General features: G+C 44.1%; 16 protein-coding genes, 1 riboswitch and 2 other annotated features. Of the genes, 3 read left to right on the plus strand and 13 right to left on the minus strand.

What is annotated here, in order from left to right; genetic code table 11:
- Positions 1–88: 88 nt before the first annotated feature.
- Positions 89–691, minus strand: a sequence feature (23S ribosomal RNA rRNA prediction is too short).
- Between the two features lie 88 nt (positions 692–779).
- Positions 780–1,691 carry an AEC family transporter gene (locus BLR76_RS03910; RefSeq protein WP_091265707.1) on the plus strand — a complete coding sequence of 304 codons (912 nt, stop codon included), beginning with the start codon at positions 780–782 and terminating at the stop codon, positions 1,689–1,691.
- A 775-nt stretch (positions 1,692–2,466) separates the two neighbouring features.
- On the opposite strand, the gene BLR76_RS03920 is transcribed toward BLR76_RS03910, so the two are convergent.
- Complete coding sequence (locus BLR76_RS03920) at positions 2,467–2,643, minus strand: PspC domain-containing protein (RefSeq protein ID WP_091265713.1); 177 nt, start codon at positions 2,641–2,643, stop codon at positions 2,467–2,469.
- Between the two features lie 80 nt (positions 2,644–2,723).
- On the minus strand, positions 2,724–3,629 hold the full coding sequence (locus BLR76_RS03925) for a CorA family divalent cation transporter (protein ID WP_091265718.1): 906 nt from the start codon (positions 3,627–3,629) through the stop codon (positions 2,724–2,726).
- A gap of 188 nt (positions 3,630–3,817) precedes the next feature.
- Between BLR76_RS03925 and BLR76_RS03930 the strand changes: the two genes are divergently transcribed.
- Complete coding sequence (locus BLR76_RS03930; RefSeq protein WP_143009184.1) at positions 3,818–4,540, plus strand: hypothetical protein; 723 nt, start codon at positions 3,818–3,820, stop codon at positions 4,538–4,540.
- 47 nt (positions 4,541–4,587) lie between these two features.
- Here the strand turns inward: BLR76_RS03930 and BLR76_RS03935 are convergent, their stop codons facing one another.
- From BLR76_RS03935 to BLR76_RS03985, 11 genes are all read right to left on the minus strand, one after another.
- Entirely contained in the window at positions 4,588–5,253 is a 666-nt protein-coding gene (locus BLR76_RS03935; RefSeq protein WP_091265722.1) for an HAD family hydrolase, read from the minus strand.
- Positions 5,250–5,714 (minus strand): 6,7-dimethyl-8-ribityllumazine synthase, encoded by a 465-nt coding sequence (ribH, locus tag BLR76_RS03940; protein ID WP_091265724.1) that lies wholly within the window; start codon positions 5,712–5,714, stop codon positions 5,250–5,252. Before ribH ends, BLR76_RS03935 begins: the two co-directional genes overlap by 4 nt.
- A 25-nt stretch (positions 5,715–5,739) precedes the next feature.
- Entirely contained in the window at positions 5,740–6,933 is a 1,194-nt protein-coding gene (locus BLR76_RS03945) for a bifunctional 3,4-dihydroxy-2-butanone-4-phosphate synthase/GTP cyclohydrolase II (RefSeq protein WP_091265727.1), read from the minus strand.
- Positions 6,934–6,957: 24 nt separating this feature from the next.
- Positions 6,958–7,608, minus strand: coding sequence for a riboflavin synthase (locus BLR76_RS03950; RefSeq protein ID WP_091265730.1), 651 nt, complete (start codon positions 7,606–7,608; stop codon positions 6,958–6,960).
- The gene (gene ribD, locus BLR76_RS03955; RefSeq protein WP_245683022.1) at positions 7,609–8,712 is read right to left on the minus strand and encodes a bifunctional diaminohydroxyphosphoribosylaminopyrimidine deaminase/5-amino-6-(5-phosphoribosylamino)uracil reductase RibD; all 1,104 of its coding nucleotides are present in this window, start codon (positions 8,710–8,712) and stop codon (positions 7,609–7,611) included.
- Positions 8,713–8,933: 221 nt separating this feature from the next.
- Positions 8,934–9,047: riboswitch (FMN riboswitch) on the minus strand.
- Positions 9,048–9,438: 391 nt separating this feature from the next.
- Positions 9,439–10,656: an acetyl-CoA C-acetyltransferase gene (locus tag BLR76_RS03960; RefSeq protein WP_091265735.1), complete on the minus strand. Its 1,218-nt coding sequence runs from the start codon at positions 10,654–10,656 to the stop codon at positions 9,439–9,441.
- A gap of 115 nt (positions 10,657–10,771) precedes the next feature.
- Positions 10,772–11,650 (minus strand): MetQ/NlpA family ABC transporter substrate-binding protein, encoded by an 879-nt coding sequence (locus BLR76_RS03965; RefSeq protein WP_091265738.1) that lies wholly within the window; start codon positions 11,648–11,650, stop codon positions 10,772–10,774.
- Between the two features lie 28 nt (positions 11,651–11,678).
- Positions 11,679–12,380 carry a methionine ABC transporter permease gene (locus BLR76_RS03970; RefSeq protein ID WP_091265740.1) on the minus strand — a complete coding sequence of 234 codons (702 nt, stop codon included), beginning with the start codon at positions 12,378–12,380 and terminating at the stop codon, positions 11,679–11,681.
- Positions 12,381–12,382: 2 nt separating this feature from the next.
- Positions 12,383–13,408 (minus strand): methionine ABC transporter ATP-binding protein, encoded by a 1,026-nt coding sequence (locus BLR76_RS03975; protein ID WP_091265745.1) that lies wholly within the window; start codon positions 13,406–13,408, stop codon positions 12,383–12,385.
- Between the two features lie 123 nt (positions 13,409–13,531).
- Positions 13,532–13,791, minus strand: a binding site (T-box leader).
- A gap of 73 nt (positions 13,792–13,864) precedes the next feature.
- Positions 13,865–14,515, minus strand: coding sequence for a copper homeostasis protein CutC (locus tag BLR76_RS03980; protein WP_176759600.1), 651 nt, complete (start codon positions 14,513–14,515; stop codon positions 13,865–13,867).
- Positions 14,516–14,531: 16 nt separating this feature from the next.
- Positions 14,532–15,890 carry an APC family permease gene (locus tag BLR76_RS03985; protein WP_176759601.1) on the minus strand — a complete coding sequence of 453 codons (1,359 nt, stop codon included), beginning with the start codon at positions 15,888–15,890 and terminating at the stop codon, positions 14,532–14,534.
- A 344-nt stretch (positions 15,891–16,234) separates the two neighbouring features.
- Between BLR76_RS03985 and BLR76_RS03990 the strand changes: the two genes are divergently transcribed.
- Positions 16,235–16,885 (plus strand): GNAT family N-acetyltransferase, encoded by a 651-nt coding sequence (locus BLR76_RS03990; RefSeq protein WP_091265752.1) that lies wholly within the window; start codon positions 16,235–16,237, stop codon positions 16,883–16,885.
- The last annotated feature ends 4 nt before the right edge of the window (positions 16,886–16,889 follow it).

A 16,889-nucleotide genomic window follows, 5' to 3' on the forward strand; every position in this document is an offset into this window, starting at 1 on the left:
AGAGAACGTTGTTCTCTGAAAACTAGATAGTTGTTCAACACATTTGCTTGCTTGAAACCTTCACCGAAAGTACCCTAACCTACGTTTGTGGTTAAGTCCTCGACCGATTAGTACTAGTCCGCTCCATACATTGCTGCACTTCCACTTCTAGCCTATCTACCTGATCGTCTCTCAGGGGTCTTACTTCCTTATAGGAATGGGAGATCTCATCTTAAAGGGGGCTTCACGCTTAGATGCTTTCAGCGCTTATCCCGTCCACAGATAGCTACCCAGCGATGCCCTTGGCAGGACAACTGGTACACCAGCGGTGTGTCCATCCCGGTCCTCTCGTACTAAGGATAGCTCTCTTCAAATCTCCAACGCCCGCGACGGATAGGGACCGAACTGTCTCACGACGTTCTGAACCCAGCTCGCGTACCGCTTTAAGTCGCCCAGAAAAAATGGTGACAAATGCGAAAATAAATACGATAAGAGAATAGGCCGTATAAACTTCTGTTCTCTCCCATCCGAAGGCATCGACTAATGACTGGTTAAACAAACTCCACGTGTAGATCCCTCCAATACATAGCTGCATCATGACACCGCCGAGCAGCACTTTCCATCTTTCTGCAGATTGTTCCATATTCATTCCCCTTTTCAGAAATAGTATAGCAGATTATTAGTTTGGCAATCAAAGCGAATTGACTTATTCTACTCCATATTTAACTATGAATTCCCTTTCACAAGACATGACTGATAATGGTATACTGTTGTTGCATATAGAAAGGTGGAGATTAACTGTGCTGGCAGTCCTTTTACAGTCTTTTCAATTTTTACTGGTCATACTAGTGGCCTACTTATTCAAACAAGCTAAAATACTGAGATCAACTGACGGAGTAGCCCTGCAGAAAATCATACTTAACCTGACCCTTCCTGCGACGATTGTTGTCGGATTTAACGGGGTTTCAGTAGAACCTATTTTGTTTATCATGATCTCTCTCGGTCTCCTCACGAATATCGCTCTTGTCACCCTGGGTGGCTTTTTATGGCGTAATAAAGAAGCCCCACTTCAGTCCCTGATGATGTTCAGTCAGGCTGGATACAATATTGGCAACTTTACTATCCCTTTTGTCCAGGGGTTTTTCCCGGCAGCCATTCCTTATATAGGTAGCTTTGACATGGGAAATGCACTCATGCTGTTCGGCGGATCCCCAATGATCGTCGATAAAATGACCGGACAGAATCACTCGAACGATGGTTATATCAGAAGGATCTTGAGGTTGTTCCGATCCCCTTCTTTCACTACTTATATTGTCATGTTTCTTCTTGCACTTATCGGTATTGTTCTGACAGAAGAAATGCTGTTAGTTTTCAGACTCTTTTCAAGCGGGAATGCTTTCTTGTCCATGTTCATGGTCGGCTTGTATCTAGAAATACGCATCGACTCAGTATCGTTCAAGCGAGTCAGACAGCTCCTGGCTACCCGGTATATTATCGGTAGCCTAGTCGCCGCTATATTTTTCCTGGTCCTACCACTGCCAGAATTGGTCCGTATCTCATTAGTACTCGTTGCCTTGGCACCGATCGGAACAGTTTCTACTATTAATATGATAATTTACGGCAATAAGCGGTCCTTAGCCAGTTTTCTGTCCTCAGTAAGCATCATCATCTCCTTAATTATGATGACCGGTGCTCTTCTGCTGATTATGTAAGTCCTGATCGGTACCGAAGTTGTTTTCACTTTGCTTTTTTTCTGTCAGATGAGGAAATTGGGAAGGGTTCATCCTTAGCGAACCCTGATGGCAATAGTTATGGATAAAACTCGTTTCTTTGATAGCAATGTTTTGTGATCTTTACGCCCTGTTTTATTGAGGAAGTAAAGTTCCTTGATCCAACGGGGTATTTGCTTGTTCTGATTTGGAGTAGTTGGATACTTCCAGTGATTTGGGGGATTGGGAGATTTTTTTGGGGAAAAAGTGTCAGCTCGCTGGGTATGGAGGTGTCGAGTTGGACATAAGATCCGTTTTGCGACAAACTCGACACGCTTTCTACCTCCGAGTTGGGCATAAGATCCGTTTTGCAACCAACTCGACACGCTTTCTCCCTCCGAGTTGGACATAAGATCCATTTTGCGACCAACTCGACACGCTTTCTACCTCCGAGTTGGACATAAGATCCATTTTGCGACCAACTCGACACGCTTTCTCCCTCCGAGTTGGGCATAAGATCCAACTATTGCTTTCGTCACAAACAGAATCTTTAATTGGATGGCAGCTGTCAGCATGACAGCTACCTAATGAAAGTTAGAACACAAAAGTTATCCATAAGCAGAAACTTTCCCGAGCTTCTTTTCTGCAACAAAAAAAGCAATGAGGTGCCATTAAATATGGAACAAACTTCACTGCTTTAGCGTATTTAAATTGGTATCTATCAATTCCCAGGTCAGTTAAACGATTCTGTGTACATGAACATTTCTGTGATGCCTTTTTAGTAATCTTCAGGCATTATCATGGCCAAAATGATGTACAGAAGCAGGTTTGATGGAAGGATCAGGAAAATCAGTCTGACAGCCAGTGACGAAATACCGAAAAACTCTGCAATTCCTCCACATACGCCTGAAATAACTCGATCATCTGAAGATTTTCTTAATTTATTGCCGTTCATAGTCTATTCCTCCTCAATTAATTATCTCTTCTTTCACTTTACTCCAATAAATCAGTAATCTCAAGCATGAGCATAATTCTTCACAAGTATTTTTTCCTTCTCAGATAAATTGCCACTGCTGCTCCAAGAAGGACTGATATCAGGATAACAACAATCGTTCCAAATGGGGACTGCCGGCCGACCAATCCCCCGGTATTCATCCCGAACAAGCTGAAAATAAGGGTCGGAATGGATATGACCAGGGCGATTGATTCAAGAAATTCCATGATGCTGTTCAATCGGTTATCGATGCTGTCCGAGAGAAGTCCACTTGTGGATTCAATCAGTTCTTTATATAGCTGACTGTTGAAGAGACTTTTACGTATAAGGAGTCTCACGTTTTCTCTCTCTTGGTGAGTACATGTTCTCTCTATCGTTGAATCTGATAACCACTGATGAAAGGTTTCACCATAATCTTCAAGCCGTTTAGAAAAGATAACCATTTCCTGTTCGATATCAGCCAGACTCAACAGCACTTCTCTATTGGCTTTTTCTACAGTTTCCGACTTCGCCTCACGGATGTTCTGGCTTAATCGGTCCATTCGATTGTCCACCGCAATATACATACTGACTATCAGATCCATCATTACCTGATGAGGCGATCGGTCTGAATTGAGCTTATCAAGCAACCCTTCGTCTGAATACCCGTTCAGTACGACTAAAACAGATGCCATTGAAAAAATGAACGTAAGTGTTGTGGATGTATCTGCAAGATGATTACTTTCCAGATCGTTAAAAACAGGGAGGTGCAGTACAGACACACGTTGCCCGTAATGATCCTTCAGGCAACTATAGTAGGACACTGTCCTATCTTCCAAGAGAGAGGAAATATCCAAATCTGCTGAAAATTTATCGGTCTCTTTTTTCACATCGTCTCTTACAGGATCAGTTACCAGCACCCATTCAGTAATAGAGTCCGTCCTTTCCGTATTCCCTTTACTGATCATGTCACACCTGCTTCCTCAATTGTCCTAAGTCAATCATACTCTAAATTGACTTTAATCTCTATTAACGACCGTTGACTATTTTAGTGTTCCCTACTGAAAATATATGACGAATAGTGTACACTTTGAGTATTACATAAAGATAGACTGGAAGAAAGAGAGGACAGCTGTCTCAAACAGCTCAACTGATTATGTGGATACCTTTAATTTTGGCTGTCAGCTTCGTGCTGATTCATTTCTTATCTATATACATATCATTACCGAAAGCTTTATTAAGACGATTCATTTCGTTTTCTGCTGGTGTGGGAATCGCCTATGTCTTTATCCACCTGTGGCCCCAAGTTGCACACACCCAGGAACTGGCTGAACAGGAAATACGCTGGCTGGAAGGACACATGCTGCACTATGCCTTATATATCATTGCCTTGCTTGGTCTAACCGTTTTTTATGCGATGGACCGTCTGATTGCACGCGCTTATGAAACTAAAGAGCAGACCAATCCCAACTTGATTGAATCCCGCCTGTTCTGGGCCCACATTGCCTTCTTTTCTTTATACAATACCATGATCGGCTACCTTCTGACAGAAAGGCGAGAACCGGATGCCACATTAGTTGTATTCTTTATTGCTTTTGCTCTTCATTTTGTGACGAATGACTGGGGGCTCAGACATCACCATGAATCTGTATATGATCAGTACGGTCGGTATATTCTTTCCCTGGCTATTATTGTCGGGTTCGGAATCGGGGTATTTTCTGATTTTCCAGAGTATATATTTGGAAGTGTTGAAGCTTTTGTAGCGGGCGCGATGACACTGAATGTCATTAAGCATGAGCTTCCGTCTGAAAGAGAAGGAAATCTAGAAGGCTTTCTGACGGGGGTAATTTCAGCCGGTTTCCTGTTTATATTCATATAAAAGAAGTGATGCGGCCGTCTGAAAGAGACCGGGCATCACTTCTTTTATTATAAATAGTTTCTAAGTTCCCCTATATAGGAGATGAGCAGATCTGCTCCTTCGAGTTCCTCACGTTTTCCGAAGCCATAGGTGCATCCTATAGCGTAGACTCCTTCAAGTTCAGCTGTTTCGATATCCTGGAATCGGTCGCCTATCACAACAATATCTCCTTCAAAGTCCTGTTTTAGCAGTTTAACGATATCTTTCTTTGATTTCCTGAAGTTGAACTGTTCCGTACAGTACAGTCTCTTAAAATAGTCATTCAGTCCAAACTGTTGGGCATGCATCTCCATGTAACTGATTGAGCAGTTGCTTAAGAAAATCAGGGTATATCCCTGATCTTTGAGATACTGAAGAGTGTCAACTGCGCCTGCATACCACCGGGCTTCATTTCTCTGAATCATTTCAAGCATCGTTTTACCGATAAGTCCAGATGCATCCTGACGAAATTCCGGATCGAGGTCGGGCATGAACAGCTCCCACATTTCCTGCTTGCTGTAGCCCAGCCATTGGGTAATTTCTTCATCTGACCAGTTTTTTTCTTCTGCTTTGTTATTCTTCACAAGATACTTGTATGCGCGTTTAAACGCGGGAATGTATATTTTACTGCTGTCATGAAGCGTACCGTCATAATCAAAAATGATTGTTCTGACGTGACTCAATTCATTCTTCATTTCAATTTTTTCATGAGGTTGGCCATTTCGATTGCTCCAACGGCTACTTCTCCACCCTTGTTACCAGCTTTTGTTCCGGCACGTTCAATAGCCTGTTCGATCGTATCGACTGTCAGCACGCCGAACATGACAGGTACACCTGTCATGTCTGATGCTGAAGCCACTCCCTTGGATACTTCTCCACAGACATGGTCGTAGTGAGAGGTTGCACCTCTGATCACTGCACCAAGAGTAACCACTGCATCATACTTTCCGGATGCCGCCATTGTTTTCGCTACTAATGGGATTTCATATGCTCCAGGTACCCAGGCAACGTCGATATCCGACTCTTCCATTCCGTGTCTGACTAATGCATCTACAGCCCCATCAAGCAGTCTTGACCCGATAAAGTCATTGAAGCGTCCCACGACGATTCCCATTTTTAAATCCTGTGCAATTAACTGTCCTTCAATCTTATTCATAATTCTGTTCCTCCAGATTCATTTTTTAATATTCTAAATAGTGTCCCATTTTTTCTTTTTTCGTGCGCAGATACTCCTTGTCTTCATCGAAGGGCGTCATCTGTATCGGTACCCGCTTTTCGACTTTCAGCCCGTACTGATCCAGACTTGATATCTTGAGGGGATTGTTGGTCATCAGATTAAGTCTGCTGACACCAAGATCATCAAATATCTGCTTGCATTCGTAGTACTCCCTGGCATCTATCGGGAAGCCTAGCAGAACATTGGCCTGAATGGTATCGTGCCCCTGATCCTGCAGCGCATATGCTTTGATCTTGTTGACCAGTCCGATTCCGCGGCCTTCCTGTCTCATGTATAGAAGCACGCCTCTGCCTTCTTCTGCAATTTTTTCCATGGCAGAATCGAGCTGCTGACCGCAGTCACACTTTTTAGATCCGAACACATCCCCAGTTAGACATTCCGAATGGATGCGACAGAGAACAGGTTCCCCATCTGATATATCTCCTTTGACAAGCGCGACATGATGTTCACCGGTAAATTTATGTTCATACACATAAATATCGAATTCACCGAATTTTGTCGGCAGCTTGGCTTTTGATTCCCGGAAAATAACCTGTTCATTGGCTTTCCGGTATTCGATCAGTTCACTGATCGTTGCCATTTTCATATCGTGTTCTTCTGCAAAAGCCACAAGATCATCACGTCTGGCCATGCTCCCGTCATCATTCATGATTTCACAGCACAAGCCGACCGGTTTCAGACCGGCGAGTCTCATCAGATCTACAGTGGCTTCCGTATGGCCATTTCTTGCCAGCACACCCCCGTCAACCGCTTCAAGTGGAAACATATGACCAGGACGTTTAAAATCTTCCGGACGGCTGTCATCATCCACTGTCTTCATAGCGGTCAGTGAGCGCTCGCCAGCTGATATTCCTGTAGTGGTATCTATATGATCGATGGAGACTGTAAAGGCTGTCGTGTGATCATCCGTATTGTACAGACTCATTTGAGACAGGCCCAGTTTCTTCGTATAGTCCTTAGTCATAGGCATACAGATAAGCCCCCTGGCATACTTGGCCATAAAGTTGACATTTTCAGCTGTCGCGAATTCTGCTGCACAGACGATGTCTCCCTCGTTTTCTCTGTCTTCATCATCTACGATAATGACATTTTTCCCCTGTTTCAGATCTTCCAGTAATTCTTCAATTTTATTGAACATGCCCTCACTCCTGTTTCTTTCTATCTATAAAAACCCGTTAGTCTGCAGAAAGTCTTCGCTCAGTTTTAACTTCGTCTCGCTCTTTGGAGCCAGGCCCATCAGCTTTTCTACATATTTTCCGATCATGTCGCATTCAAGATTGACCTTGTCGCCGATTGAATGGCTCAGCAATGTGGTTTGCTCAGACGTATGTGGGATGATCGATACTTGAAAGTCATTATCTGATACAGCTGCGACCGTCAGACTGATGCCGTCGATTGCTATGGATCCCTTTTCGATAATGTATTTCAGCAGGTTCCTGGAGGCACCGACTGTGACCCAGACCGCATTATCGTCTTTTCTGAAATGAGTAATGACTCCTGTTCCGTCGATGTGTCCGCTGACCATATGGCCACCTAGTCTGGTCTGAAGCGTCAGCGCACGCTCAAGATTGATGCGGCTACCGGAAGTCAGCGTTCCTAATGTTGTTCTGTCAAGTGTTTCTGACATGACATCAGCTGTGAAAAATGTTTTTTCGAAAGTTGTGATCGTCAGACACACGCCATTAGTCAATATACTGTCTCCTATGGCTGCATCTTCCAGAACTTTCTCTGCTTTAATAGTCAATTCGCTTGATTTAGCACCTTTTTTTATGGCTTTGATTACTCCTATTTCTTCAACAATTCCTGTAAACATTTAATTTTCACTCCTATCTATATAAGCTTCAATATGCAAATCGTCTTCAATCCTAGTTGTTTCAACTGATTTCACTTTGTAGGCATCGGTCACGTGCTGGACCCCATGTCCCATGACTGGAGATATCGCTTCTGCTCCACCAAGGAGCTTAGGTGCAATGTAAACGGAAAGTTTGTGTACAATTCCAGCTTTCAACGCAGCTCCATTGAGGGTTCCTCCCCCTTCAAGCAGAAGGCTGTCTACGCCATATTCCCCGATGATGCGCATGGCTTCGTCCAGATCGACATGTCCGTCAGATTCCTTGACAATCTTAACCATCACACCTCTTTTTTCAAGTGCCTCTTTTTTTGCCGAAGGTGCTTGATCAGTCGTCAGTATCAATGTCTCCGCTTTATTCTGCTCAGTCAGGACTCTTGCGTCCATAGGGATTTTCAATTGACTGTCCATAACAATACGCACTGGCTGAGGTAGTCCATCAACCCGACAGGTCAATCGGGGATCATCCTTCAAGATCGTTCCTATTCCAACCATTATCCCGCTGAGCTGCCCTCTTAAATGATGCGCATGATTTCTTGATGCAACCGATGAGATCCATTTCGACTCTCCAGTTTCCGTAGCTATTTTTCCATCAAGTGTCATTGCGTATTTCATTACGACAAAGGGACTTCTAGTAGTAATAAAATAGTTGAACACTTCGTTCAACTTTCTACTTTCTTCCTCAAGAACGCCTGTCACCACTTCAATTCCTGCATTTCTTATACGCTCAATGCCGCTTCCAGAAACGACCGGGTTCGGATCGAGCGCGGCTACAACTACTCTCTTCAGCTTTTTGTCGATAATCAGATCCGAACATGGCGGCGTGCGGCCATAATGAGAACACGGTTCAAGCGTGACATATATCGTTGCCCCTTCTACTGGTTCATCCGCAGAGTTGATCGCATTGACTTCTGCATGCGGTTCTCCAGCCTGATGATGATACCCTTCGCCGATGATTCGCCCGTCTTTTACTATGACAGCCCCTACCATAGGATTAGGAGAAGTATGCCCCTTCGCTTGCGCTGCTAAATATAATGCCCTTTTCATATAGCTTTCGTCCGTTGTCACTTTTTCACCTCATTAAAAAACCCCGAATCAATTAAGATTCAGGGCTTGAAAAAATTTGATCAGTTATACACATGGTAGTCACAGAGAATCGCCAGTCAAACTGGACGGCTGGACCTACATAAGAAAAACCCTGGAATAAACTATTCCAGGGCTTGAAAGGTCATCTCAATCTGCACTTTGAAAAGGCCTAGTTATCCTCTTGAAAGTCCAATTGTGCATATACTTGTCTTCTTTCATCCAGACTATACTGTCGGCTTCGGAATCTAACCGAATCTGCCTTGCGGCTCGTGGGCTTTACCACCGGTAGGGACTTGCACCCTGCCCTGAAGACTATTTACTTGGTGAACTACCCACCACTTAAATCCTTTGGATTTTGAAGTGGGAGCTTCCTACGAACTCCATTCTTGTTTGCACAAAATTCATGCAGACAGAGGAATCGGATATGGGTAGGCTCAAAAGGCAGTCCCTGCCTCATAGGTTTTCTTTTACTTGGCTAATGCCAAGGAATACTTAGTAGGCTTGGTTATCGCCTAAGTATAGACTTGGTTTTCGTCTACACAAGAAGTATACCAAATGAAACGGAAGTTCGCGACTTCAAGCTATCGCTTGACCGAAATTCATCTCCCACTTTCACTGGTGCTTCGTACCCATACGTTTAGAAGTGGGAGACTTCTTTCGGAATTACGTTAAATAAATCATATATGGAAAATATAACGGTGTCAACTATTAATATTCATTATCTGTATTTTTAACCAGAACAGCTACTCCCATGCCTCCACCGATGCATAATGACGCCAGACCGTATGTCAGTCCACGCTGCTTCATCAGATGAACAAGTGTGACCAGAATACGGTTCCCACTGGCACCAACTGGATGACCAAGCGCAACAGCTCCTCCATTGAGGTTTGTCCGTTCAAGCATATAGTCTTTGTCTACTCCAAATTCATCCGATATTTCTTTGATGACACCCAGACTCTGACTGGCAAATGCTTCATTCAGCTCGAATACATCGATGTCTTCAAAACTTATTCCTGCACGCTTGACTGCCTGCTTGATAGCTGGAGTTGGTCCTAGACCCATAACTGAAGGATCAACGCCTCCTTGACCTATCCCGACGATTTCAACGAGGGGAGTCAGATTATTTTCAGTCAGGTAGTCTTCCCCAACGATCAGAGTTGCGCTGGCCCCGTCATTGATTCCGGAGGCATTCCCGGCTGTAACGGACCCGTCTTTTTTGAAAGCCGGTCTTAGGCTGTTCAGTTTTTCTTCTGTCGTATTACGATTGGGGTATTCGTCTGTGTCGACAGTAACCGTTTCTCTACGGACTTTAGTCTCCACTGGAATGATTTCATTATTGAAGGCCCCCTTGTCTATCGCTTCGATCGCTCTCTTTTGAGATGTGTAGGCAAAGTGATCCTGATCTTCTCGAGTCAGATTGTATCGTTCAACGATATTCTCTGCCGTCACTCCCATATGATAGCCTTCAAAAGCATCTGTTAAGGCATCATCTAGCATGTGGTCTCCCACTTTATAACCGCCCATTTTTTGACCACTACGGGTGCTGCCTGGAATTAGGTAGGGTGCCTGACTCATTGATTCTGTGCCCCCTGCAATGATCGCTCGATATTCACCGGCTTTAATTCCCAGATAAGCGTTCATTACCGATTTTAATCCACTTCCGCAGACCATATTCAATGAATACGCTGGAACGTCAACTTGAATTCCTGCCTTGATTGCTGCCTGACGAGCGACACCTTGTCCCTGTCCAGCCGGCAGTACATTTCCCAGAACAACTTCATCGATGTCCTTCTGATCGATTTTGCTCTGTTCCAGCACACCTTTTATTGCGTAACTGCCTAAATCGGAGGCCGACACATCTTTAAGTGCGCCTAAAAATGATCCAATGGGTGTTCGTTTTGCTCCTGCGATGTAAACTTTACTCATTCCATTCTCCCTTTCGTCAGCTGCTTTGATTCTTTCTAGTCATAGTATTGACCACTAGTTGGAACAAGTAAAGTCATATGCAGTAATTTTAGAACAATCTTAAACTCTTTATTTTTTATTCGTCAACTGGTAGAACCGCACCATCCCAAGTGTCCAGAATGAATTCCTGAGTTTCTTCTGCTCTAAGCACTTCAACCAAACGGGCAATCAGCTCGCTGTCTTCGTCTTCTGAACGTACTGCAACGATATTGGCATACGGCGACGAACTGCTTTCCAGAGCGATTGCTTCTTCAACTGGACTGATGTCCTGATCCACTGCAAAGTTTGAGTTGATGAAGAACACATCTCCTTCGTCCTGAGCGTACAATGTCGTCATCAGCGCTGCATCGTATTCATATTCGAACTGAAGGTTTCGTTCATTTTCTACAATATCATCGAACGATGCGTCAATCAGATCGATCGAGTCGTCTACTGTGATCAGCCCGGCATCCTGAAGAATACCCAGAATACGTCCGTGATCGGCAACACTGCTGCTGGCAAGAATCGTTGCCCCTTCAGGCAGATCTTCCAGGCTGTCGTGACGGTTTGAGTATGCTCCTAGAGGTTCGATATGAATCCCACCTGCATTGGCGAAGTCAAAGTCGTTTTCTTCTACTTGTGTTTCAAAATACGGCACGTGCTGGAAGTAGTTGGCATCGATATCCCCATCAGAAAGAGCTAGATTCGGTATAACGTAGTCATTATACGTTTCGATCTTCAGTTCAATGCCTTCTTCTGCCAGTGTCGGCTGAATGAATTCCAGGATTTCTGCGTGAGGCACATTGGTCGCCCCGACTCTCAGAACCTGAGACTCTTCAGTTGCCTCTTCTGTTGTTTCAGTTCCATTGTCTTCTGCCGGCTCCGGGCTGTCTCCAGCTGTATCGCCATTTCCATTCCCGCATGCTGCCAGTAAGAATGCACTGCTCAATAAACCTAGTCTGATTGCTTTTTTCATAATATATTTCTCCCCTATTCTCTATTTTTTATCTTTTATCAATATAAGAAACCCAACGGTCCCCTATAAACTGGATAACAAAAACAATGAGTAAAATTACTAATGTGGACACTAATGTGACGGTCGCCCTTCCTCGCTGGAAACCTTCCAGATAAGCCAGATTCCCTAAGCCTCCTGCTCCAATCACCCCAGCCATCGCCGTGTAACCGACGAGACTGATCGCCGTAACTGTAATCCCGGAAATGATGGAAGGCAGGCTTTCCGGAATATACACTTTCATGATGAGTTCAAATTTAGACGCACCCATCGCTTCCGCTGCTTCGATCACGCCTTTATCCACTTCTCTGAGTCCCGTTTCCACCAGCCGTGCATAGAACGGTGCAGCTGATAAAATCAGGGCAGGAAGTCCTGCAGTTGGTCCTGTAATGCTGCCGACGACCACCCGTGTAAAGGGAATCAGCAGAACGATCAGGATAATAAACGGAATCGACCGGAAAATGTTGACCATGACTGATACTGATTTGTATAAGGCTACTGACCAGATCGTCTGGTTGTCTCTCGTTTCATATAGAATCAGACCAAGTATCAGTCCGAGAACGAAGACGGCAATGACTGACAAGGCGCTCATATAAATCGTTTGCTTTGTTGCCATCCATAATCTATCCCATGAAACAGTTTCAAAATTGGTATATTCTGTCAAGATACCTGCTATTGTCAATTGATTTAACATTTTTATTCAATCACCTCTACTTGGACCGGATAGGTTTTGAACAGTTCGAGTGCCTGTACTTGCTTGCTCTGGTCACCTAGAACCTGGATGATCAGTGTACCTACCGGCGTGTTATGTGTCGACTGGATCGTCCCTTGAATAATGTTGATGTCGCAGCCGCATTGTCTGCTGACTTGAGTGATCACTGGTGAGCCGATGTTGTCTCCTTGGAAGAACAGCTGAATGATTTGACCGTCCGGATAAGCTTTTTTTAGTTCAGTCAGTGCCTGACGTGTTTCCTTATTGTCTGTTTCCCTGTCCTGACGGATAAATCGTTTAGTAATGTCTTCCTGAGGATTTCTGAATACCTGGAGGACAGAGCCTTCTTCAACAATGTTACCTTTGTTCATAACCGCTACACGATCACAGATTTTTCTGACTACTTCCATTTCATGAGTGATCAGAACGATCGTGACATTCAGTTCCTCATTTATCTTGGCGAGAAGGTCAAGCACTTCATCTGTCGTCTGAGGATCGAGGGCGCTGGTCGCTTCATCACAGAGCAGGACTTTCGGGTCATTCGCCAGTGCTCTGGCAATCCCGACCCGTTGCTTCTCTCCACCAGACAACTGTGCAGGATAGGCTTTTTCCTTGTCACTTAATCCGACCAGGCTGATCAGTTCTCTGGCTCGATCTACCCGTTCAGCTTTAGGTACACCGGCAATTTCAAGTGGAAAGCAGATATTTTCCAGTACAGTCCGGCTCCAGAGCAAGTTGAAATGCTGGAAAATCATACCGATGGACTGACGTTCTTTTCTCAACTCTCTTTTTCCTAGAGGAGACAGTTCCTTGTCGTCGATGATGACAGAACCTGAAGACGGCCGCTCAAGTCCATTAAGCATTCTGAGCAAGGTACTTTTACCGGCTCCGGAATACCCGACTATGCCGTAAATTTCTCCTTTGTTAATTGTTAAATTAGTTTCTTTCACAGCTTCAAACGGCTGTTTTTTGTTTAAAAATGTCTTGGTCACTTTATTTAAAGTAATCACTTTTGTTCACTCCTGTTCTAATACGGTCTCTAAACCTGAAAGGGATAATTTCCTGATAGGTCCAGAGAAACTCTACAGATTATAAAGAGCAATAAAAAACGCCCTTTTCAAGTCTCTAAACTTAAAAAGGGCGAATAGGTCTATTCGCGGTTCCACCTTCGTTCGTCACTTCATTGCTGAAGTAACCTCTGCCAGTACTTAAAAGCCTGTCTGCTTCTGCATACTGCGGCACTATAGCGGGTGCACCCGGAAATGGCTCATACATGTACTCACCATTTCAGCTCAAAGACCATTTTCCAGATCGATCCTCATGCTCCCTTTCACCAGGCGAGAGCTCTCTGAGATGAATCTCTAATCTGTACTTATCTTTTCAACGCTAACTGTTCTCATTTAAATTTAATTAATGTTGTGACTGATTAATAGTCTATCAGATGGACTAAATCCGTGTCAACACTTTTATTTTTTATTTTCTAAATCTATGTCAACGATCTGAGTACCATGGAACTGGTCCGTGTGAATCAACTCAGCTGCTTCGGCCAGGTTTCTATATGTCAGGCCACCACCAGCAAGAATTTCAAGACGTCCTGAAGCTTCTTCAACAAGCTGATTGATCCATTTATAATGTTTTAGAGCCGACCCTGCTTTTGCCCCTCGTGTCAGCAGTCTGTTTATTCCATGACCAATCAGTTCTGAAACTGCAGCCAGCTGAGTTGTATCGGCGAGCTCGTCAAATGCCATATGGAAAACCGTTTCCTTGTTTCCGCCGCATTCGACCAGTTTGTCGATAAATGGCCAGTCGATTTGTCCATCTGGCGTGAGTGCACCGAAGACGATTCCGTCTGCTCCAAGTTCGACTGAACGAGCAGCAGATTCAACCATCATCGCTTTTTCTTTGTCCGTGTAGACAAAACTGCCTCCACGTGGCCTGATCATTGTTATAACCTTGGCCTGATGCTGATGAGCGAATGCCAGTACCTCTTTCTGGACCTGTTCAGAAGGGGTGGTTCCTCCAACATCCAGCCTGTCACATAATTCCACCCGGTCAGCACCAGCACGGATAGCTTCAGGTATGTTGCGAAAGTTTTCAGCACAAAATTCTCTTAACATGTTATCTCCCCTCGTTTTACCCTTCATTAGTGAGAGGCTGCGCATGTTTAGTGCCGTAAAGATACCCCAGTACACATACAAGCGCTGAGAATCCTATGAAGATCGGCATGTAAAACGGATTTGAGAACCAGCCGCCCAGCAGGATGACCAGCGAGCCGATCGTACCCAGTACTGGGGCAACGTAACCTAAGAATACACTAGTGATGCGTTTTTCCTTCTTCAGCTGAATGACTTTGATATACAAAATGATATAAAGAACATAACTGAATACGATGGCGATCTCACTGATATCTCCTCCGGCCAGGATATCCCATCTTTGAGTAATGTAATGCATGACAAGCCAGAAGACAGATAATCCGTAAGCTGTCAATGCAGCGAAAGGAGACAGACCTTTTGCTTCATCCAGATTCCTTATCCGACCGCTCATCGGCATCATATTTTTCATGGCCAGAGTATGAGGCAGGCGAATATAACCCAAGCTGATCCCATTGACCACTCCAAGGATGGATATGAGCACAAAGCTTGTCAGTATTCGTTCACCGTAGATGTCCAATATCGACTGTCCAACCTGACCGATTGCCTGTTCGCCTGCAGAGAGAATAAATTCCACTCCAACGATTGCTATCAGCCCAAGGAAAAAGGCCAGATACACAGCAAGAACAACAAGTGGACCGATTGTCAGAGCCAATGGCATCGTGCGACGGTGATTTCTCACTTCCTGAGTGATCGTTGTAGATACAATCCATCCATCGAAAGAAAAGGCTACCGGAGCCAATGCTCCAAGCCATGCCCATCCCACATTGCTTCTTTCAACCAGAGCTATTCCTTCAGGAAGAGCCGGTGCATTTTGGTTCCAGAAAATACCTAGCAGTCCGATTCCAATCAGAGGAATCATTTTAACAACTGTGGATATATTCTGGAAACGACCTCCGCTCTTGTATGAAAAATAGTTCATAGCAAAGAAGAATGTCATGTACATCAATCCTAGAATAGTCTGCAGTTCCAGACTGGACTCCAGACCAAACAGAGAAATGGTATAAATTCCTGATACCCAGCTGACAACTGCTGTGATTGTCGGGAAATAGACATAGAGCTGGAACCATCCAAAGGCATTCGCTGCTTTTGATGAAACAAATTCCTCATAGTAGGAGACGACTCCTCCTCTCATGGAAGACCGACTTGCAAGTTGTGATAATGTGATACTTCCGAATATGACACAAAGTGCCCCGATAACGAAAACCAGAATGCCCAGCCAGACACTGCCTCCAGTTGCAATCAGAATTTCATCTGCTTTAAAAAATATACCTGAACCAATACTGATTCCAACGATCATGGAAATGGCCGTTCCCAGACCGTAGTGTTCTCTTTCTCTCATTATTACTCCCTCCTCCATTGCTTAAAGGCAATGGTTAAAAATGCATTATTCAACTATATCAAAAAGAGGAAGTGAAATAAAGAGATAGAACATGTGTTATTTATGATAATGGTCTCAGTTAATAGTGTTCTCATTCTCATTAGACATAAGGATTTAATACCTTACTACTTTTCTCATAAAGTGATAGTCAGATTCCGGCTTCGAGTACTGTTCTATAAATCCAAATTTTTCCTAAAGATGTCTTGCCCGTTCATTTCCCAAGCCTCAACTGTTCTATCTTATTCAGCGCATACCCGTCCTTATGATATAATGTAAGCAAACGACGCTATAGAAAGGACAATTAAATGTCAGCCGACACACTGATTTACCGCCCTATTGAAACAAGAGATTATACAGAGGCGGCCCAGATGATCAAAGATACCTGGCAGTACGAGAAAGTTGTTTCCCCACGCAACGCCCTGCATATGGCATCTGTATTTCTATATTCCAGTCTTGCCCATCATAATTTTTCACAAGTGGCCATCCGAGACGGAAAGGTCGTTGGACTGATTCTGGGGCGAACAAATGATGTTCCACTTAAAGAAAAGCGCTATTATCTTAATATGAGCTATCATCTGATCAGGCTTCTTCTGACTTCTGAGGGGAAACAGGCCGTTCAGTCTTTCCGAAGAAATTTACAGGTCAACCAGGCCCTGCTTAAACAGACTTACGAAACATACGATGGAGAACTGACATTTTTTGCGGTTGATGCGTCAACCAGACAGTCAGGCATCGGTTCTCATCTCTTCTATTCCTATCTGACTTTTATGAAAAATGAAGGAGCCAGAACATTCCGTCTGTTTACTGATACGAGCTGCACTTATGGATTTTATGAATCTAAAGGGATGACGCGCATCGGAGCTGTCACCAGACGCATGCCGTTTTTAGATAAGGAAATGAGCTTTTTCCTATATAGGGGAGACCTGCAGGAACTAAAGACAGACAAGGCCTTATAGGCAC

Source organism: Alkalibacterium thalassium (genome assembly GCF_900101165.1).
Taxonomy (GTDB): Bacteria; Bacillota; Bacilli; order Lactobacillales; family Carnobacteriaceae_A; genus Alkalibacterium; species Alkalibacterium indicireducens.